General features: G+C 68.5%; 17 protein-coding genes. 10 read left to right on the plus strand and 7 right to left on the minus strand.

Annotation, left to right across the window (positions count from 1 at the left end; genetic code table 11):
* Positions 1–10: 10 nt before the first annotated feature.
* Together ACG02S_RS07495 and ACG02S_RS07500 are read left to right on the plus strand one after the other, a co-directional pair.
* Positions 11–457 carry a DUF192 domain-containing protein gene (locus tag ACG02S_RS07495; protein WP_394469817.1) on the plus strand — a complete coding sequence of 149 codons (447 nt, stop codon included), beginning with the start codon at positions 11–13 and terminating at the stop codon, positions 455–457.
* A 52-nt stretch (positions 458–509) separates the two neighbouring features.
* Complete coding sequence (locus tag ACG02S_RS07500) at positions 510–980, plus strand: cupin domain-containing protein (protein ID WP_394469818.1); 471 nt, start codon at positions 510–512, stop codon at positions 978–980.
* Here ACG02S_RS07500 and ACG02S_RS07505 read toward each other — a convergent pair.
* Entirely contained in the window at positions 977–1,705 is a 729-nt protein-coding gene (locus ACG02S_RS07505) for a glutathione S-transferase (RefSeq protein ID WP_394469819.1), read from the minus strand. The two genes, ACG02S_RS07500 and ACG02S_RS07505, sit on opposite strands and share 4 nt — an antisense overlap.
* 96 nt (positions 1,706–1,801) lie before the next feature.
* Here ACG02S_RS07505 and ACG02S_RS07510 point away from each other — a divergent pair, with 96 nt between their 5' ends.
* On the plus strand, positions 1,802–3,019 hold the full coding sequence (locus ACG02S_RS07510; RefSeq protein WP_394469820.1) for a polyhydroxyalkanoate depolymerase: 1,218 nt from the start codon (positions 1,802–1,804) through the stop codon (positions 3,017–3,019).
* A gap of 54 nt (positions 3,020–3,073) precedes the next feature.
* Here the strand turns inward: ACG02S_RS07510 and ACG02S_RS07515 are convergent, their stop codons facing one another.
* Both ACG02S_RS07515 and pmbA read right to left on the minus strand, forming a co-directional pair.
* Positions 3,074–4,156, minus strand: coding sequence for a TRAP transporter substrate-binding protein (locus tag ACG02S_RS07515; RefSeq protein WP_394470152.1), 1,083 nt, complete (start codon positions 4,154–4,156; stop codon positions 3,074–3,076).
* A 245-nt stretch (positions 4,157–4,401) separates the two neighbouring features.
* Positions 4,402–5,769, minus strand: a complete 1,368-nt coding sequence (pmbA, locus tag ACG02S_RS07520) for a metalloprotease PmbA (RefSeq protein WP_394469821.1) — start codon at positions 5,767–5,769, stop codon at positions 4,402–4,404.
* A gap of 80 nt (positions 5,770–5,849) precedes the next feature.
* On the opposite strand from pmbA, the gene yjgA reads away from it, so the two are divergent.
* Positions 5,850–6,404: a ribosome biogenesis factor YjgA gene (gene yjgA, locus ACG02S_RS07525; RefSeq protein ID WP_394469822.1), complete on the plus strand. Its 555-nt coding sequence runs from the start codon at positions 5,850–5,852 to the stop codon at positions 6,402–6,404.
* Entirely contained in the window at positions 6,385–6,969 is a 585-nt protein-coding gene (gene mog, locus ACG02S_RS07530) for a molybdopterin adenylyltransferase (RefSeq protein WP_394469823.1), read from the plus strand. Before yjgA ends, mog begins: the two co-directional genes overlap by 20 nt.
* On the opposite strand, the gene ACG02S_RS07535 is transcribed toward mog, so the two are convergent.
* From ACG02S_RS07535 to ACG02S_RS07545, 3 genes are all read right to left on the minus strand, one after another.
* Positions 6,966–10,241 (minus strand): ligand-binding sensor domain-containing protein, encoded by a 3,276-nt coding sequence (locus ACG02S_RS07535; RefSeq protein ID WP_394469824.1) that lies wholly within the window; start codon positions 10,239–10,241, stop codon positions 6,966–6,968. The two genes, mog and ACG02S_RS07535, sit on opposite strands and share 4 nt — an antisense overlap.
* A 123-nt stretch (positions 10,242–10,364) precedes the next feature.
* A complete protein-coding gene (gene cysE / locus ACG02S_RS07540) occupies positions 10,365–11,141 on the minus strand; it encodes a serine O-acetyltransferase (RefSeq protein ID WP_394469825.1) in 777 nt (258 codons plus the stop codon).
* Positions 11,142–11,183: 42 nt separating this feature from the next.
* Positions 11,184–11,918, minus strand: coding sequence for an RNA methyltransferase (locus ACG02S_RS07545; protein WP_394469826.1), 735 nt, complete (start codon positions 11,916–11,918; stop codon positions 11,184–11,186).
* A 110-nt stretch (positions 11,919–12,028) separates the two neighbouring features.
* Here ACG02S_RS07545 and ACG02S_RS07550 point away from each other — a divergent pair, with 110 nt between their 5' ends.
* Positions 12,029–12,973, plus strand: coding sequence for an inositol monophosphatase family protein (locus tag ACG02S_RS07550; RefSeq protein WP_394469827.1), 945 nt, complete (start codon positions 12,029–12,031; stop codon positions 12,971–12,973).
* Positions 12,974–13,192: 219 nt separating this feature from the next.
* The gene (locus ACG02S_RS07555; protein WP_394469828.1) at positions 13,193–13,507 is read left to right on the plus strand and encodes an energy transducer TonB; all 315 of its coding nucleotides are present in this window, start codon (positions 13,193–13,195) and stop codon (positions 13,505–13,507) included.
* 83 nt (positions 13,508–13,590) lie between these two features.
* Here the strand turns inward: ACG02S_RS07555 and ACG02S_RS07560 are convergent, their stop codons facing one another.
* Complete coding sequence (locus ACG02S_RS07560; RefSeq protein ID WP_394469829.1) at positions 13,591–14,652, minus strand: hypothetical protein; 1,062 nt, start codon at positions 14,650–14,652, stop codon at positions 13,591–13,593.
* A 92-nt stretch (positions 14,653–14,744) separates the two neighbouring features.
* Here ACG02S_RS07560 and mutS point away from each other — a divergent pair, with 92 nt between their 5' ends.
* The 3 genes from mutS to ACG02S_RS07575 are packed head-to-tail and all read left to right on the plus strand — an operon-like array spanning position 14,745 to position 19,875.
* Entirely contained in the window at positions 14,745–17,306 is a 2,562-nt protein-coding gene (mutS, locus tag ACG02S_RS07565) for a DNA mismatch repair protein MutS (RefSeq protein WP_394469830.1), read from the plus strand.
* On the plus strand, positions 17,303–18,172 hold the full coding sequence (locus ACG02S_RS07570) for an alpha/beta fold hydrolase (RefSeq protein ID WP_394469831.1): 870 nt from the start codon (positions 17,303–17,305) through the stop codon (positions 18,170–18,172). Before mutS ends, ACG02S_RS07570 begins: the two co-directional genes overlap by 4 nt.
* 59 nt (positions 18,173–18,231) lie before the next feature.
* Positions 18,232–19,875 (plus strand): CTP synthase, encoded by a 1,644-nt coding sequence (locus ACG02S_RS07575; protein WP_394469832.1) that lies wholly within the window; start codon positions 18,232–18,234, stop codon positions 19,873–19,875.
* The last annotated feature ends 2 nt before the right edge of the window (positions 19,876–19,877 follow it).

Consider the following 19,877-nt stretch of genomic DNA (forward strand, 5'->3'; position numbering starts at 1 on the left):
GGCACCGCCCATGACCTGCATCAAAGCAATTGCAATCTCCGCCCTCGCGCTGGCCGCCGGCCTGGCCGCCGCCCAGGACGCGCCCCAGCAGCTGCGCAGCATCCCGCTGACCGCCGGCATGCACGTGATCCAAGCCGAGGTGGCCCAGACCGACCGCGAACGCGCCATCGGGCTGATGCACCGCAAGGACATGCCCGCCAACCACGGCATGCTGTTCGTGTTCGACGAGGCCAGCCCGCAGTGCTTCTGGATGAAGAACACGCTGCTGCCGCTGTCCATCGCGTTCGTGGCAGACGACGGCAGCATCGTCAACATCGCCGACATGAAGCCCATGGACGAGACCTCGCACTGCTCAAGCAAGCCGGTGCGCTATGCACTGGAGATGAACAAGGGCTGGTTCGCCAAGCGCGGGCTGAAGGCGGGTGCCAAGCTCAAAGGGCAGCCGTTCGCAAACTAGGAACGCAACTTGCGTGAGTGCCAGGGCCTTGGCATTTCAGGAGGCTCTGGTCATGACGGATCTGTCGATTCCCGTGGACGCTGCCAGCGACGCGCCGCCCACCCGGTTCTCCCACGTCAAGCCGGGTGACACCCCCTGGCGCACCGATGGGCTCCGCGATTTCTTCCTCTACCGCGACCTCGGCGTCGCCGAAGCCACGAATGGGCGCGTCATCGCGCACCTCGTGAAGGCGAACATGGCCCCGGAAAAGGGCACGGGATGGCACCGGCATGAGGCGGATTTCCAGATCGTCATCATGACGAAGGGCTGGGCCAAGTTCATGTACGGCGACCAGGTCACGTTGGTTGAGGCCGGCGACTGCGTGCATCAGCGGCCCGGCATCGTGCACTACCTGTTCGATTATTCGCCGGACATGGAGTACCTGGAGATCGTGTCGCCGGCCGCCTTCAAGACGGTGGACGCGCCCGCACCCTGTGACGTGCCGGCGCCGTCCACGTGGCCGCAGGCCGAGTTGAAGCTCTAGAAATCCATGTCCAGCAGCTCGATCTCGGCAGGTTCCTGCAGGGCGTCGGCCAGCCAGGCCTGCAGTTCGGGCAGCGCCATGATGGTGTCGCGGTAGGCCGCGCAGGCGGCCGGCAGCGGTACGTCGTAGGTGACGAAGCGCGTGGCCACCGGCGCAAAGATTGCGTCGGCTGCGCCTCGATTGCTGCCGAACAGATAGGGCCCGCCGTAGGTTGCCAGGCAGTCGCTCCAAATCTCGACGATGCGCTCGACGTCGGGTTTGGCGCCGGTCCAGATCTTGTGCTTGGGGAAGTGCCCCTTCAGGTTCATGGGCAGCGCTGCGCGCAGGTTGGCGAAGCCCGAATTCATCTCGCCGCAGACGGCGCGCGCATGCGCCCGCGCGATGCGGTCGGTGGGCCACAGCTGTGCCTGGGGGAAGGTCTCGTTCAGATACTCGGCGATGGCCACCGTGTTCCACACCGTGGCGCCCTCGTGGCGCAGGCAGGGCACGCGGATGGACGGCGCCAGCAGCAGCAGCTCCTTCCTGGCGTCCTCGTCGTCGGGCGAGACCATCTGCTCTGCGAAGTCCAGGCCGGCGAAGCGCGCCAGCAACCAGCCGCGCAACGACCACGACGAGTAGTTCTTGCTGCTCAGCGTCAGCGTGGCCGTTGTCGCCGCGGTTGCGGTGGCGGCGGGCTTGCGCGTGGTCTTGCGCGCGGCGGGTCTGGCGGGGCTGGTGACGGGCATGGTGTCTCCTGGCTGCTGTCTGTCCTTCGACGCAAGCCCCATGCCACGCTGGCTCGGTCCTTGCGTCGCAGGGTGAGACAACGGCAGGAGACAGCCATGTACGCCACCTACCAAGCCCACCGCGACCTGATGTGGCCGCTGCACGCGGCGGCCCGCCTGGCCCTGCCGATGCTGAACGACCCGGCACTGGCCGGCAGCTCCTGGCTACCAACGCAGCAACTATCCGCTGCGTGGCAGGTCTTCCAGCTCGCCCGCATCACGCACCGGCGCCCGCCGTGGCGCATTGCCGAGGTCACGGGCAGCAGCGGCGAGCGCTGGCCGGTCGTGGCAGAGGTCGCCACCAGCACGCCGTTTGCCGACCTGGTGCGCTTTCGGCGCGAGGGCGCGCCGAAAGCGCCGCGGGTGCTGGTGGTGGCGCCGATGTCGGGCCACTTCGCCACGCTGCTGCGCGACACCGTGCGCACGCTGATGCAGGACCACGACGTGTACGTGACCGACTGGCACAACGTGCGCGACGTGCCGCTGTCGGCCGGCCGCTTCGGGCTGGACGAGTACACGCAGCACTTGATCGACTTCCTGACGGTGCTGGGCCCCGGCGCCAACTTGGTGGCCGTGTGCCAGCCCTGCGTCAGCGCGCTGGCCGCCACCGCCTTGATGGCTGAAGACGACCACCCCGCCACGCCGGCCAGCCTGACGCTGATGGCCGGCCCCGTCGACTGCCGCATCAGTCCGACCGAGGTCAACCGGCTGGCCACCAGCAAGCCCATCGAGTGGTTCCGCAAGCACCTGATCAGTCAGGTGACATGGCGGCACCAGGGGGCGGGCCGCAGCGTCTACCCGGGCTTCGTGCAGCTGTCGGCTTTCATGAGCATGAACAAGGAGCGCCACGCCACTGCGTTCAAGGACTTCTACCGACACCTGATCGCCGACCAGGTCGACAAGGCCGAGGCCACGCGGCAGTTCTACGAGGAGTACCTGGCCGTGTCCGACCTCTCGGCCGACTTCTACCTGGAGACCGTAGAGCGCGTGTTCCAGACCTTCGACCTGCCGCGCGGCGAGCTGATGTTCAAGGGCCGCAAGGTGAACCCTGCTGCGATTCGCCGCACCGCGCTGCTGACCATCGAGGGCGAGCGCGACGACATCTGCGCCGTGGGCCAGACGCTGGCCGCGCAGGACCTGGCCAGCAGCCTCAAGCTCTACATGCGCACCCACTACATCCAGCCCAACGTGGGCCACTACGGCGTGTTCAGCGGGCGCCGCTGGCAGCATCAGGTCTACCCGCTGCTGCGGCACGTGATCCAGGTGTCGCAATGAAAAACGCCCCGCCTGTTGCCGGGCGGGGCGTCGGTTCAGTGACATGACTGTCGATCAGAGCTTCTGCGCCTGCATGAAGTCGTCAAAGCCGCCCTCGGCGAAGCGGAACCACAGGTTCTGGTCGCGGCGGAAGGTGGCGTAGTCCTCGTAGACCTTCTTCCAGTTGGGATTCTTGGCCGACAGGTCGGCATACAGCGCCTGCGATTCCTTGAACGCCGCGTCCATCACATCCTTGGGGAAGCGGAACAGCTTGGTGCCCGAGGCCACCAGTTGCTTCAGCGCGGCAGGATTCTTGGTGTCGTACCTGGCCTGCGTCTCGATGTGGGCGATCGCGCAGGCAGCCTCCAGCATGGTCTTGTACTCGCTGGACAGGCTCTCGTAGGCCTTGCTGTTGACGAAGAAGTCCAGCTGCGCGCCGCCCTCCCACCAGCTGGGGTAGTAGTAGTTGGGCGCGACCTTGTTGAAGCCCAGCTTCTGGTCGTCATAGGGCCCCACCCACTCGGCGGCGTCGATGGTGCCCTTCTCCAGCGCCGAGTAGATCTCGCCGCCCGGCAACTGCTGCGGCACGCCGCCCATGCGCTCGATGATGCGACCGGCGAAGCCGTTGATGCGGATCTTCAGGCCCTTGATGTCGGCGACGCTCTTGATCTGCTTGCGGTACCAGCCGCCCATCTGCGCGCCGGTGTTGCCGCCCAGGAAGTTGACAATGTTGTAGTTGCGGTAGAAGTCCCGCATCAGCTTCAGGCCATTGCCCTCCACCATCCAGGCCGTGGTCTGGCGGCTGTTCATGCCGAACGGGATGGCGGTCCCCAACGCGAACGTCTCGTCCTTGCCAAAGAAGTAGTACGGCGCGGTGTGGGCGATCTCGACGGTGGCGGCCTGCACGGCGTCCACGACGCCCAGCGCCGGCACCAGCTCGCCGCCAGCATGCACCGAGATCTGGAACTTGCCGCCGCTCATCTCGCTGAGCTTCTTGGCCATCAGTTCGGCCGAGCCGTACAGCGTGTCCAACGGCTTGGGGAAGCTGGAAGCGAGGCGCCAGCGCACCTGCGCCTGGGCATGCACGATGGCGGGGGCAGCGCCTGCAGCCAGCACCCCGGCCAGGCCGGCCTGGCGCACAAAGGAACGGCGTTCCATGGACATTGACGTCTCCTGTTTTGGGTTTGCGCAGAGAAAGACGGGCGATTCTGAAACGCCGCACTTGGCTGCACGGCCCGGATTTACCCGGCGCATTCAAGGTACCTGGGCGAGCGCCGGGCCGCTCCCAAGCCGCCCGCCATGGCGATGTGCGAGCGGGGCACGCCCCGCGAGCATCGCCGTCCCCGCTGTGGAACACGACCAGGCTTGCCCGCGTCCAGCGCGGCGAGCCTGGGCGAGGGGCTTCAGTTGCCAGCCAGCTTCATGCCGGTGACCAGCACCGAGCCCACGGTCTTGGTGCCCATGCTGTACTCGTCGGCGCCGATGCCGACGATGTTCATCAGCATGTCCTTCAGGTTGCCGGCGATGGTGACCTCGTGCACCGGGAAGGCGATCTCGCCGTTCTCGACCCAGTAGCCGCTGGCGCCACGCGAGTAGTCACCCGTCACGTAGTTGACGCCCTGCCCCATCAGCTCGGTGACGAGCAGGCCGCGACCCAGGCGGCGGATCATCGTCGCGAAGTCGTCGCCGGGCGCCGTGGCGCGGCTGGTCATGCGCAGGTTGTGCGAGCCGCCCGCGTGGCCGGTGGTCTGCATGCCCAGCTTGCGCGCCGAGTAGCTGGACAGGAAGTAGCCCTGCAGCACGCCGCCCTGCACGACCTGGCGCGCCCGCGTCACGACGCCCTCGTCGTCGAACGGCGAGCTGCCCTTGCCCTTGGGCACATGTGGGTCCTCGGCGATGTCGATGTGCGAGGCCGTCACCGGCTTGTCCAGGCTGTCCAGCAGGAAGCTGGTGCGCCGGTACAGCGCGCCACCGCTGGTGGCCTGCACCAGCGCGCCCAGCAGGCCGATGGCGACGGTGCTCTCGAACAGCACCGGCACCTCGGCGGTCGCGACCTTGCGCGCCTTCAGGCGCGACAGCGCGCGCTCGGACGCATAGCGGCCTACCGCCTCGGCCGAGGCCAGGTCGGCCGAGTCGCGCATGGAGCTGTACCAGGCGTCGCGCTGCATGTCGTTGCCGCGGCCGGCGATGGGCGCGACCGAAATGGAGTGTCGCGAGCTGGCATAGCCGCCGCTGAAGCCGCGCGTGTTGCCCATCCAGAAGTGCGACTGCTGCGCCGACACCGCCGCGCCCTCGCTGTTGGTGATGCGCTTGTCCACACCCAGCGCCGCTGCCTCGCAGCGCAGCGCAATCTCGGCGGCCTGCGCGGCGTCGATAGCCCACGGGTGGAACAGCGACAGATCTGGCCGCGCGGCAGGGTCCAGCGCCAGATCGGCGGCGTCGGGCAGGCCGGCGAACTCGTCCTCGGCCGTAAAGCGCGCGATGTCGTAGGCCGCGCGCACCGTGTCGCGGATGGCCTGCGGCGAAAAGTCCGACGTGCTCGCATTGCCGCGGCGCTGGCCCAGGTAGACCGAGATGCCCAGCGACTTGTCGCGGTTGCGCTCCACGTTCTCCAGTTGGCCCAGTCGCGCCGACACCGACAGGCCGCAACCCTCGGACACCTCGGCACCGGCATCGCTGGCGCCGAGCTTCTTCGCCTCTGACAAGGCATCTTCAATCCATTGCTGGAACTGCGCGGGGCTGTATGCGAAACCGTCTTGGGCTTGGGACATGAGGGCACTGAATTCGGGTGGGCGACAATCATAAGAGTCTGCTCAAAGTCAGCCTCCCACCCGCCCGAATACGTCCACAGATGCAAGACAACACCCCCGAACACGACACTGAGGACGACTTCGACGGCCCCAGCAAGTCCCAGCTCAAGCGCGACTCGACGGCACTGCAGAAGCTGGGCGACGATCTGCTCGCCCTGCCCGAATCCCGCTGGGAGCCACTGTCGCTGCCCGAGATCCTTTACGACGCGCTGAAGGCCGCCAAGAAGATCACCAACTTCGAGGGCAAGCGCCGGCAGATGCAATACATCGGCAAGCTGATGCGCCGGGTCGACCCCGAGCCCATCCGCGAAGCCGTGGCCGCGTTCAAGCTGGGCCATGCACAGGACAGCCTGAAGCTGCACCAGTCCGAGCGCTGGCGCGAGCGCCTGCTGGCCAGCGACGATGCGCTGCAGGAGTTCCTGGCCGAGCACCAGGGCGTTGACATCCAGCAAGTGCGCAACCTCGTTCGGGCCGCCCGCAAGGACGCCGCCAACGAGCCCGAGAAGCGCAGCGGCCGCGCGTACCGTGAGCTGTTCCAGTTCATCAAGGCCAGCGAAGCGCACGCGGCAGCCGACGATGCGCCCGCCGATGAGTGACGCCGTCAGGATCGGCATCGTCTCCATCAGCGACCGCGCCTCCAGCGGCGTCTATGAGGACAAGGGCCTGCCGGCGCTTCAAGCGTGGTTGACGAGCGCGCTGCTGAATCCCATCGAGTTCGTACCGCGCCTGATCCCCGACGAGCAAGCCGGCATCTCGGCCGCGCTGGCCGAGCTGGTGGACACCGAGCGCTGCGACCTGGTGCTGACCACCGGCGGCACGGGCCCCGCGCCGCGCGACGTCACGCCCGAGGCCACGCTGGCCGTGGCGGATCGCGAGATGCCCGGCTTCGGCGAGCAGATGCGCCAGATCTCGCTGCACTTTGTGCCCACGGCCATCCTGTCGCGCCAGGTCGCCGTGATCCGCGGCCAGGCGCTCATCATCAACCTGCCCGGCCAGCCCAAGGCGATCGCTGAGACCTTGGCCGGCCACGCGCAGGCCAGTGGCATCTTCGCCGCCGTGCCCTACTGCATCGACCTGATCGGCGGGCCGTATCTCGAAACGCGCGACGAGGTCTGCAAGGCGTTCAGGCCCAAGAGCGCGCAGCGCCCGCCAGCGGCCTAGCCGACCAACGTGCCGGGCTCGGTCGGCGAGCCCATCGCAGCCAGCACTTCGTCCAGCGGGCGGTTGCTGGTGATGCCGAAACCGCCCGCGTGCTGTTGCGCGATGGCGCCTCGGCCGTGCGCCATGTGCACGCCCACCCAGGCGTTGCGACCTGAGCGCTTGGCTGCATACAGCGCCAGATCGGCCAGATTGACCACCTGCTGCCAGCTGCGCGCCATCGGCTTCTCCAGCTCGAAGGGCATGCAGGCAAAGCCGATGGAGCAGGTGATGTCGATGTCGCCACCCTCGCCGAGGTTGAATGGCGTCGCCGCGATGACGTGGCGCATGCGCTCGGCAAGCTCCTCGGCGCGCGCGCGGTCGGTGTCGCGGGCGACGGCCAGGAACTCCTCGCCCCCCCAGCGCACGAGGTAGTCAGACTCGCGCAGCACCGAGCGGAGCCGCGCGCCGAACTGCACCAGCACCGCGTCGCCCGCAGCATGGCCATAGCGGTCGTTGATGCGCTTGAACGCGTCGATGTCCAGCAGCAGGAACACGCTGTCGGTGTCCAGCGGCTGGCCGCCTGCCGCCAGCGTCTCCTGCGCGCGGCGCAGGCTGGCGGCCAGGTCGTGCTCGATGTGCTCGGTCAGGAAGCGCCGGTTGTGCAGGCCGGTCAATGGATCGGTAACGCTGCTCATCAGCAGCTGCTGCGATTTCTCTTCCAGCGTGCGGTGCAGCCTTTCCAGCTCTGCGGTGCGCTGGCGCACCTTGTCCTCCAGCTCGCGCTGGCGATGCCGCAGCAGCCGCGTGCGCAGCCGCACGGCCGTCAGCAGCAGCAGCGCCACGCCCAGCACGAAGGCAGCCCGGGCCCACCAGGTCTGGTGCCAGGCCGGCAGCACGCGCACGGGCAGCGCGAGCTCGCGTTCGCTCCACTGCCCGTCGCGGTTGGACGCGCGCAGACGCAGCCGGTAGTCGCCCGGTGGCAGGTTGGCGTACGCGGCCAGGCGGCGCGACGCATCGCTGTCCACCCAGCCGCTGTCGTAGCCGTCCAGCTTGAACGCGAAACGGTTGCGCTCGGGCGCGGAGAAGTCGGTGGACGAGAACTCGACGGCAAGGCTGTTGGCGTCCGGCCGCACGGTCAAGGTCGCGCCCGCAGGTCCCAGCGGGTGCGGCACGCCACCCAGCTTCACATCGGTGACCAGCACGGCTGGCTTGTAGTTCCAGTCCTGTAGCCGTTCGGGCAGCACGACCGTCATGCCGCCGGCGCCCCCGAACAGCAGTTCTCCACGCACAGTGCGGGCAGCCGATCCGGTCCAATATGTCGGGAACACCACGCCCTCGGCGCGACGCAGCGCGCGCACAGCCAGCGTCTGGGGGTCGATGCGCGCCAGGCCGTTGTCAGTACTGGCCCACATACGGCCCTGCAAGTCCTGCAGCAGCGCGTTGACGGTGCTGTCCGGCAGGCCCTCGGCCATGCCCAGCCGCATCGGCGCCGCGTCGGAGCCGATGGCGGGCAACACGTCGATGCCCCCGCCATAGCTGCCCACCCAGAGCCGGCCGAGTTCGTCTGCGAGCAGCGCGGTGATGAAACCGGCAGACAGATGACCCGCCTGCCGAGGCCCGGGCAGCCATTGCGTGACCCGGCCGCCGGCCAGCACCACGCGGTTCAGGCCGTGGCGCGTGCCCACCCACAGCACGCCGGCCTCGCGCGCGTCGCGAGCCAGCACGGTCACGCGCTCGTCGCTGAGACCCGGTGCGGCCAGCGTCACCGCTTCGGCGCGGCCGCTGCTGACGTCCAGCTTCCACAGACCGTCGGACTGTCCGCCCACCCACAACGTGTCGCCATCGGCCAGCAGCACCCAGATGGACGCCGCGGGGTCGCGGTCGCCCAGAGGCACGCGCTGCACACGGCGGCCCGCGGCATCGGCGCGGTACAGGCCGCGCTTGGTGCCGATGAACACGCCGCCGTCCGGCGCCGTCGCCATGCTCAGCACGATGTCGGCCGGCAAGGCGGTGTCGGGCCGCGCTGCATCGGGTCGCAGGGCACCGGTGCGCGAGCCACCGGCGTCCAGCATGTCGACGCCGCTCTTGTGCGTGCCCAGCCACAGGCCGCCGTCAGGTCGCGGCTCGATCCAGCTGATCTCGGTGCTGACGAATCGTGCATCCAGCGCGTCACCACCATCGGGGTTGACGCCGAAGCGCGACAGCACGCCGCTCTGGCGCGGGTCGTGCCGGCTCAGCCCCCGGTTGGTCGCCACCCAGACCAGGCCGGCGCGGTCGCGGTACAGCGCCCGCAGTGCGTTGTCGGCCAAGCTCATGGGCCAGGCCGGCACATGGCGGATGCGCCGCGTCTCGCCGCGCCCCAGGTTGACGGCCACGAGGCCCTGCGCCTGGGTCGCGACCCACATCTCGCCAGGCTGCACCTCGGCGAGGCCGGCGATCTGGCTGTCGCGCAGGACGTCCTGGCCATCCAGCATGAGCACCTCACGCACCGCCGATGCGGGTGCGCGGCCGTAGTCCGGCAGCACGAACACCCCGTGCTGCAGGCTGCCGACCCAGATGCGGCCGGCGCTGTCCTGCTTCAACACCTCGGGCTGCACCGCCGTGCCGGCGCGCAGTGGCACGGGCTGCAGTTGCTGGCCGCCCGGCTCGCGGCGGAACAGGCCGGCAGCGCTGCCCACCCACAACGCGCCGAGCCGGTCCCGCATCAGCACGCGCACCTTGTTGCCGGCCGGGGCAGCCCAGCTCGCGCTCGCATGCTCGATGCGGCCGCTGGCCGGGTCCAGGCGGTCGAGGCCGCCGTCGGTGGCCAGCCACAGGCCGTCCTCGCCGTCATCCTGCACCTGGCGCACGCTGACGTGGCTGATTCCCTGCGCACCGCCCACGGGGTAGCGCACGAATCGGTCTGTCGCGGGATCGTGCCGTAGCAGGCCGGCCGACGTGGTGCCGACCCACAGCCGGCCGCGCGCGTCGCCATGCAGCGCCTGCACGTAGTTGTCAGGCAGCGCTCCGTCGCGGTGCGGGTCGGCCTGGTAGACGCGGAAGCGGTAGCCGTCCCAGCGCGACAGGCCGCCCGGACTGCCGATCCACAGGAACCCCTGACCGTCCTCGGCCAGCGTCGTCGCGATGGCGTTAGGCAGGCCGTGATCCTGCGTCACGTGCTGGAAGGCGATGTCGGCCAACCGCTCGTGGCGCGGCTCCGGCGCGGCGCCGGCGCTGCCTGCCACGCCCACAGCGAACGCCAGCCTCGACGCCACGCGCCAGGCAGGGGTCCACCACAGTCGGAAGGCTCTCAACAGCAAGGCGGCATCGGCAAGAGCGGGCCACGCCGGCCCGGAACCCGGCATTCTGATCTAAGGCGGGCCTATTGAAACCAAAGGTTGCAACCAGCCGACGCCGTCAGGCGCCGCAGCCGCGGCCTACTTCACCAACCGGCTCATGCCTGCCGCGTCGAAGACCTCATCGCGCTGCGCGTCGTCCGGCACGCAGTCGCCGATGGGCCGGCCCTGCTGCGTCGACAGTTTGCACACCGCGCTCCACAGCAGCGCGATCTGGTGCTCGTGGCCCGAGGCGCTGTCGATGAGGCCGCGCATGGCCAGCGCCACCGGGTCATCACCCTGCGTCACGCCATAGGCCGAGAAGCCCATCTTCGCGGCAGCCGCCTCGCGCGCCTGCTCGCTGGCCGCCTCGATGATGCGGGCCGGGTTGCCCACGGCCGTTGCACCGGCCGGCACCGGCTTGGTGACGACGGCGCCGGACCCGATGCGCGCGCCCGCACCGACCGTGAAGCCCCCCAGCACGCAAGCGTTGGCGCCGACGATGACCCCAGGGCCCAGCGTCGGGTGCCGCTTTGCGCCCTTCACAAGCGACGTGCCGCCTAGCGTGACGCCCTGGTAGATGGTGCAGCCCTCGCCGATCTCGGCCATCTCGCCGATCACGATGCCCATGCCGTGGTCGATGAAGACCCGGCGCCCGATTTTGGCGCCCGGATGGATCTCGATGCCGGTGAGGAAGCGTCCCCAGTGCGAGGTCCAGCGGCCCAGCCACTTGAAACCGTGCGTCCAGAACCAGTTCGCGCGGCGGTGGAACATCAGCGCATGCAGGCCCGGATAGCACGTCAGCACCTCCCACGCCGACCGGGCGGCCGGGTCGCGTTCAAGGATGAGGGCGATGTCTTCGCGCAGGCGCTGGAACATGGGGCTGCGGGCTGGAAACGGCCGGCCAGTGTAGGGGGCGGGTCAAGAACCCGTGCGCCCTGCGGTCTTGCTCATCTGCCGCGCGATGCCGCGCAGGATGTGGACTTCCTCGGTCGTCAGCGCGGCACGGTTGAACAGCTGGTTCAACCGCGGCATCAGCTTGCGCGGGGCGGCGGGGTCGAGAAAGCCGATGTCGGTCAGCCCGGCCTGCAGGTGCTCCAGCAGCCCCTGCACGGCGCGCGCGTCGGCGGCCTCAGGTTCGGGCGTGCGCGGCTGCACGCCGAAGCCGCCCAGCGCCTGGCGCAGGTCGTAGGCCAGGAGCTGCACGGCCTGCGCGAGGTTCAGAGAGCCGTAGTCGGGATGCGTCGGGATACTGAGCACCGCGTGGCACCGGTAAACATCCTCGTTGGCCATGCCGTAGCGCTCGGAGCCGAACACCAGCGCCAGTCGCGGCGCGGCCGCGCGGGCGGCCAGTTCGGCGAAGAGCACGCGTGGCTCTCGCGTGGGCGGGCCGAAGTCGCGCGGCGTCATCGCAGTGGCGCAGGCGAAGTCCACGCCGTCCAGCGCTTCAGCCAACGTTTCGACGACGCGGGCGCGCGCCAGGATGTCGGCCGCACCGCTGGCCATCGCGACGGCCTCCTCATGGCACAGCACGCCCGGGAAGCGCGGCGCCACCAGCACCAGGTCGCCGAAGCCCATCACCTTCATCGCCCGAGCCGTGGCCCCGACGTTGCCCGCATGGCTGGTGTTGATGAGGACGAAGCGTGTGGATTCCACGGGTTAACCAAGGGGCTGAAGCTAGAATTCCGCGATTATCCGGGCCTGTTCTACAGACGTCCGCCGCTCTTTCCTCTCTGCCAGCCCCTTCTTCCCAGCGAGTGCCACGCATGTTGCAAACGTCCCTACATCCGATGCTCAATGTCGCCATCAAGGCGGCACGCGCAGCCGGCGCCCTCATCAACCGCGCCTCGCTGGACCTCGAAGCGCTACGCATCAACACCAAGAGCCCGAACGACTTCGTCACCGAGGTGGACCATGCCTGCGAAGGGGTGATTATCGAGACGTTGCTGGGCGCGTATCCCGACCACGGCATCCTGGCCGAAGAGTCCGGCCGCACCCACGGCAACAAGAACTCCGACTACGTCTGGATCATCGATCCGCTGGACGGCACGACCAACTTCATCCACGGCTTCCCCGTGTACTGCGTGTCCATCGCGCTGGCGTTCCGCGGCAAGATCGAGCAAGCGGTCGTCTACGACCCGACCCGCAACGACCTGTTCTACGCAACCAAGGGTCGTGGCGCGTTCCTGAACGACAAGCGCCTTCGCGTGTCCAAGCGCACCCGCATGAGCGACGCGCTGATCGGCACCGGCTTCCCGTTCCGCCGCGGCGACAACTTCAAGCGCTACGTGAAGATGTTCGAGGAGGTCATGCAGCAGTGCGCCGGCCTGCGCCGCCCCGGCGCCGCCGCACTCGACCTCTGCTACGTCGCGGCCGGTTATTACGACGCCTTCTTCGAGACCGGTCTGCAGCCCTGGGACGTGGCGGCCGGCTCGCTGATCGTGTCGGAGGCCGGTGGCCTGATCGGCAACTTCACCGGCGAGGCCGACTACCTGCACCAGCGCGAGGTGCTGGCCGGCAACCCCAAGATCTACGCCCAACTGGTCAGCATCCTGGCGCCCTACACACGCGTCATCAAGGAAGAAGACCTGGCCGCCCCGGCTGCGCCTGCAGTGGCTGCCGAGGCCCCGGCCGCCGCTGCGCCCGTCGCCAAGAAGCGCGCGCCGGTTCGCATCAAGAAGGACGAGACGGGCCTCGACTCCCCGATCTGATCCCGCGACTTCGCTGCAACGAAGCCCTCCTCGCGAGGGCTTCGCCGTTTGTGGCGTGAACAATTTGGCACGGATCTTCGGATAGTGTTAACCCGTAGTTTTCGGCGTGACATCTGCACGCCCAGCCCCCTTACCTTGGGGGGAAGGACTCGCCAGAATGCGTCTACGACACGGCGACGGGCCGCGTCACCCACCAGTTCAACAAGTCGAAAGAATCAGATGTTCGTCCGCACCGTGCTCGCTCTCGCTCTCGCTGCCTCCGCTGCCCTGGCTCACGCCGACGTGAAGGTCCTGAAGAAGGTGCCGCCGGAGTACCCGAACGAAGCCGTCAAGAAGAACATCAACGCCGGCAGCGTGCGCGCCAAGATCGCCATCGCCGGTGACGGCAAGGTCTCGGGCGTCGAAGTCGTCGAAGCCGAGCCGAAGCGCGTGTTCGACCGCGCCGCCATCGAAGCCCTGAGCCAGTGGAAGTTCGAAGGCACGGGCGCTGCCCAGACGCACGAAGTCAAGCTGGTGTTCAAGTCGGAAGACTGAGCCAGAACCCGAGATCCAAGGAACCGCCGAGTCTCCCGACTCGGCCGGTATCGAAGGCCCGCAACTGCGGGCCTTTCGCTTTTCTAGCGCGCCTCGTCGATGGCCATCACATCGCGCAGCCCCTTGGGGCTGACGCGGAACTGGTATGACGCCGCGCCATCGGCCACACGCCCCGGCAACGCGAAGAACGCCACCAGCACCGCATCGCCCTCTCGCCAGCCGACGCCGGAGCGGCCCACCACGGCCAGCCACCAGCGGCTGTCCACCTGCACCGGCAGCACGCGCGGGTCGGTGTTGGAGAACACCGTCAGCATGGGGTCCAGCCGCTGTTCGTCGGCGCCGAACAGCGGGAACGGAGGGTTCATGTGACCGATCGCCCCCGCGTGGGCCAAGGGGGGATTCAACGCCGCGGCCACGGCTGCATCGGGCCAACGGCCGCCATTGAACGCTGTCGCATCGAGCGCCTGATTCGCAGCGCGCGCAGCCTCGTAGGCATGTGCCAGCCGCTGCGCCACCGGCTGCCCCGACTCGCAGACCTTGCTGCCGGGTGGGCAGAAGCGCTGGGCCATGCTCATCTCGGTGTTGCGACGCACCGTGATGCTGCAACGCTGCCCCCAACCCTCGCCGGCCCAGAGGGCGATGCGGTACTGCAGGTCCGGGCTGGTCATGGAGGGCGCCCCTCCCACCAGCAAGGCCGGCCGCCCCAGAACGCGTGCAAACCCGGCCGACTGGGTCATGCACAGGCTCATCCGCTCCAGGTCGAACGGTGGCTGCAACTGCCTCGCGGGCTGGCCGACTTGCGCCTCCACCAGCACCAGCGACTGGCAATGGGCCGTGCCGGCGATGTCATCCACCATGTAGACCGGCGCGCCCTCCAGTTGTCGCACGGCGATGGGCTGCGCGTCGGACGCGGCCAGCAGGTCACGCCAGTGTTGATCGTTGGCCAGCGCCGCGACGGTGGGCGAAGGCTTGGCCGACTGGCCGGGCTCGATCCAGGCCGCCAGAGGGTCGGGTCGGGCCCAGATGGCGGCCGGCGCCTTGCGGGCCTCGTCGGCCAATTGCGTGCAAAGCGAAGGCTCGGCGGCATTGGCCGACAGGCCGGTCAGGCCCGCGAGCGCCAGGCCCGCAACCAGGGATCTGTTCATCGGCGTCTCCCGGAAGGTGCGGTCACCGCCGCGTAAACTTCCACGCATTCTGAAGCCCTCCGCCGGGGGGCTTTGCTATTTGCCCGACGCCGATGACCCAGACCGCTGACTTCAGCGCGCATACGCCCATGATGGCCCAGTATCTGGGCCTAAAAGCCGACTTCCCGGACACGCTGTTGCTGTACCGGATGGGCGATTTCTACGAGGTCTTCTACGACGACGCGCGCAAGTGCCATGCGTTGCTGGACATCACCATCACCACGCGCGGCCAGAGCGCCGGCCAGCCCGTCGTCATGGCCGGCGTGCCGGTGCATTCGCTGGAGAGCTATCTCGCCAAGCTGATCAAGCTGGGCGAAGCGGTCGCAATTGCCGAGCAGGTCGGCGAGGTCGGTGCGAGCAAGGGGCCGGTGGAGCGCAAGGTGGTGCGCGTTGTCACGCCGGGCACCATCACCGACACCGAGCTGCTGGCCGACAAGCAGGACGCCGTGCTGCTGAGTGTCAGCGGACAAGGCCGGCGGCACGGCCTGGCATGGTTGTCGCTGACGCAGGGCGAGATCGGCTTGGCCGAGTGCAGCGACGCAGAGCTGCCCGGCTGGCTGGCGCGGCTGATGCCGGCGGAAATCCTGGTCAACCGCGAGCAGCAGCCGGCGGGCGTGATGCGCGCACGCTTCCCGGTGACGAATCGGCCCAGCTGGCAGTTCGACGGCGCCCTCGGCCAGCGCAAGCTGTGCGAACAGCTGGGCGTGGCCAATCTGCAAGGCTTCAACGCGCACGAGCTGACGCTGGCCCACGCCGCCGGCAGTGCGCTGCTGGCGTTTGCCGAGCACACGCAGGGCCGTGCGCTGGCCCATGTGCGCTCGCTGCGCGTGCAGCGGGCGAGCGATCTGATGGACCTGCCGCCCGCCACGCAGCGCAACCTGGAACTCATCCAGACTCTGCGCGGCGAGTCCTCGCCCACCCTCTTCTCGCTGATCGACACCTGCAAGACCGGCATGGGCAGCCGCATGCTGCGCCAGTGGCTGCTGCACCCGAAGCGTGAGCGCGGCGAGGCCATCGCGCGCCACAACGCCATTGCGGCGCTGCAGGCCGAAGGCTTTGAGCTGCTACGTGACGCGCTGAAGTCGGTCAGCGACGTGGAACGCATCTCGGCCCGCATCGCGCTGCGTCAGGTGCGTCCGCGCGAGCTGACGGGCATCCGCGCCACGCTGCAGGCGCTGCCACAACTGCGCGCCGCCACGCCGGCCGCGCTGCGGGACGACTCGCTGAACCCGCCCGGCGACATCGTGGAATTGCTGGAGCGCGCCATTGCCGCCGAACCGGCACTGCTGCCGCGCGACGGCGGCGTCATCGCCGACGGCTTTGATGCCGATCTCGACGAACTGCGCAGCATCCAGCAGAACTGCGACGGTTTCCTTCTGGACCTGGAGACGCGCGAACGCGCCCGCACCGGCATCACCAACCTGCGCGTGCAGTTCAACCGCGTGCACGGCTTCTACATCGAGGTCACGCAGGGTCAGGTCGACAAGGTACCGATGGACTACCAGCGCCGGCAGACGCTGAAGAACGCCGAGCGCTACATCACACCCGAGCTGAAGGCCTTCGAGGACAAGGCGCTGTCCGCCAACGAGCGGGCGCTGGCGCGCGAGAAGCTGCTGTACGAGCAGGTCATCGACGCGTTGCTCACTCGCCTGGCGCCGCTCACCGCGCTAGGCCGCACGCTGGCCGGGCTGGACGCGCTCGCCGCGCTGGCCGAGCGCGCCATCACGCTGAACTGGTGCCGGCCGGAGTTCGTGCCGCATCCGTGCCTGGAGATCGAAGCCGGCCGTCACCCCGTCGTGCAGGCACGGCTGGCCGAAACCGGCGGCGCGGAGTTCATGCCCAACGACTGCAAGCTCGACGCACGCACGCGGCTGCTGGTCATCACTGGCCCCAACATGGGCGGCAAGAGCACGTTCATGCGCCAGGTGGCGCTGATCGCGCTGCTGGCCGCGATCGGCAGCTACGTGCCCGCCACGAGCGCCCGCCTCGGCCCCATGGACGCCATCCACACCCGCATCGGCGCGGCGGACGACCTCGCCAACGCGCAGTCCACCTTCATGCTGGAGATGACCGAGGGTGCGGCCATCCTGCATTCCGCCACCGACCAATCGCTCGTGCTGATGGACGAGATCGGCCGCGGCACGTCGACCTTCGACGGCCTGGCCCTCGCGTCGGCCATCGCCAGCCACCTGCATGACAAGACGCGCGCATTCACGCTGTTCGCCACCCACTATTTCGAGCTGACCGAGTTCCCGGCCAAGCACCCGCTGGCGCAGAACTGGCATGTGTCGGCCGTGGAAAGCGGCGAGGACATCGTCTTTTTGCACGAGCTGCAGGCGGGCCCGGCCAGCCGCAGCTACGGCGTGCAGGTGGCCAAGCTCGCCGGCATGCCCGCCAGCCTGGTGCGCCAGGCGCGCGCGACGCTGGAGGCGCTGGAAGCGCGACAGAACGCCGAGGACGACCAGTTCGACCTCTTCGCCGCGCCCCCCGCTCCGCCGCCACTGCCGGAACCGAGCGGACTCGTCGCGGCGCTGGACGCCATCGACCCTGACGCGCTGTCGCCCCGCGAGGCGCTGGAGGCGCTCTACAAGCTGAAGAAGATCGCCAAGGCATGAGCGCCGTCAGGCCGTTCGAGGGCGTTCAGCGCCCGCTTGGCGAGACAGGGCGAAGCGCAAAGGGTGCACGGCACCCGACGCTCGTCTTCTCGCACGCCAACAGCTTCCCGGCCGGCTGCTACCGCGTGCTGTTCGAGCGCTGGCGCGCGGCCGGCTGGCGCGTGCAGGCCCTGGACCGCTTCGGGCACGACCCCCGCTTCCCGGTCACCGGCGACTGGCGCCGTCTGCGCGACCAGTTGCTGCATTTCATCGAGCACGACGTGAAGCCCGAGGGCCCCGTCGCGCTGGTGGGCCACTCGCTGGGCGGCATGCTGAGCCTGATGGCAGCCTGCCGCCGGCCCGACCTGGTCAGCGGCCTGGTGATGCTGGACTCGCCCGTGATCGCCGGCATCCGCGCAGCCGGAATCGCGGTGGCGAAGGGCTCCGGGCTGATGAACCGCTACGGCCCGTCGAGGATCGCCCGCGAGCGCCGCCACAGCTGGCCCAACCGCGCAGCCGTCCACCAGCATTTTGCCGCCAAGAAGCTGTTCGCCCGCTGGGACCCCCGCGTGCTGTCCGACTACATCGCCGCCGGGTTTGAAGAGGCCGAGGGCCAGGTGCGGCTGCGCTTCGCGCGGGAGGTCGAGGCGCACATTTATCGCACACTGCCCCACCACCTGCCGCTGCTGCTGCGCCTGCGCCCGCCGCAGTGCCCGGTCGCCTTTGTCGGCGGCACGCAGTCAGCCGAGTTGCGCCAGGCGGGCGCCGCCGCATCCATGAAGCTGGCCGGCGAGCGCTGGCGCTGGATGGAAGGCTCACATCTGTACCCGTTCGAGAAGCCCGAGGAGACGGCAGACCTGGTGCTGGAGTTGCTGAAGGCTCGCTGACGGGTCTCGTACAATCGCAATTTCCCACCACAGCACGCTGTTCTGGCGTGCTGCAAGACATGACCAAATACGTCTTCGTCACCGGCGGTGTGGTGTCCTCCTTGGGCAAGGGCATCGCGTCGGCGTCACTGGCTGCCATCCTCGAATCGCGCGGCCTCAAAGTCACCCTGATCAAGCTGGACCCGTACATCAACGTCGACCCCGGCACGATGTCACCGTTCCAGCACGGCGAAGTCTTCGTCACCGACGACGGCGCAGAAACCGACCTCGACCTCGGCCACTACGAGCGCTTCATCACGACGCGGATGAAGAAGGCCAACAACTTCACCACCGGGCAGATCTACATGTCCGTGCTGGAGAAGGAACGCCGCGGCGACTACCTCGGCAAGACGGTCCAGGTCATCCCGCACATCACCAACGAGATGCAGGAGTTCATCCGCCGCGGCGCCGGCCAGGGCACGCCCGAGGCGGTGGACGTGGCGATCGTCGAGATCGGCGGCACGGTGGGCGACATCGAGTCGCTGCCCTTCCTCGAAGCCGCGCGCCAGATGAGCCTGAAGGCCGGCCCGAACAACGTTGCCTTCGTGCACCTGACCTATGTGCCGTGGATCGCCGCCGCGGGCGAGCTCAAGACCAAGCCCACGCAGCACACGGTGCAGAAGCTGCGCGAGATCGGTATCCAGCCCGACGCGCTGCTGTGCCGCGCCGACCGCCGCATTCCCGACGACGAGCGCGAGAAGATCTCGCTGTTTACCAACGTCGCCGAGTACGGCGTGATCTCGATGTGGGACGTGAACACCATCTACAAGGTGCCGCGCATGCTGCACGAGCAGGGGCTGGACCAGCTGATCTGCACCAAGCTGCAGCTCAACACCAAGAGCGCCGACCTGAAGCGCTGGGATAACCTCGTGTTCGAGGTCGAGAATCCCAAGGAGCAGATCACCATCGCCATGTGCGGCAAGTACACCGACCTGTCGGACTCGTACAAGTCGCTCAATGAGGCGCTGCGCCACGCGGGCATCCACAACCATGCCGGCGTGAAGATCGAGTACGTCGACAGCGAGACACTGACGGCCGAGACGGTGTCCAGCCTCAGCGAATACGACGCCATCCTCGTGCCCGGCGGCTTCGGCAAGCGCGGTGTGGAAGGCAAGATCCTTGCGGCGCAGTACGCGCGCGAACACAAGATGCCTTACCTCGGCATTTGCCTCGGCATGCAGGTCGCCACCATCGAGTACGCCCGCCACATGGCTGGCCTGACGGGCGCCAACTCCACCGAGTTCGACCCCGAGACGCCCCACCCCGTCATTGCGCTGATCGACGAGTGGCAGGACGCCGACGGCAGCATCCAGAAACGCGACGCCAACTCCGACCTCGGCGGCACGATGCGCTTGGGCGCGCAAAGCTCCGACGTCAAGCCGGGCACGCTGGCGCACGACATCTACGGGCCGGTCGTCAACGAACGCCATCGCCACCGCTACGAGGCCAACGAACATTACCTGGACCGCCTGCAACAGGCGGGTCTGGTCATCTCGGCCATCACGCAGCGCGAAAAGCTGACGGAGATGGTCGAGCTGCCGCGTGAGGTGCACCCCTGGTTCGTCGGCGTGCAGTTCCACCCCGAATTCAAGTCCACGCCCTGGGGCGGCCACCCGCTGTTCACGGCCTTCGTCAAGGCCGCGCTGAACCACAAGAAAGCTTGAGG

This window comes from Pelomonas dachongensis (assembly GCF_043555865.1).
Classification (GTDB): domain Bacteria; phylum Pseudomonadota; class Gammaproteobacteria; order Burkholderiales; family Burkholderiaceae_C; genus Pelomonas; species Pelomonas dachongensis.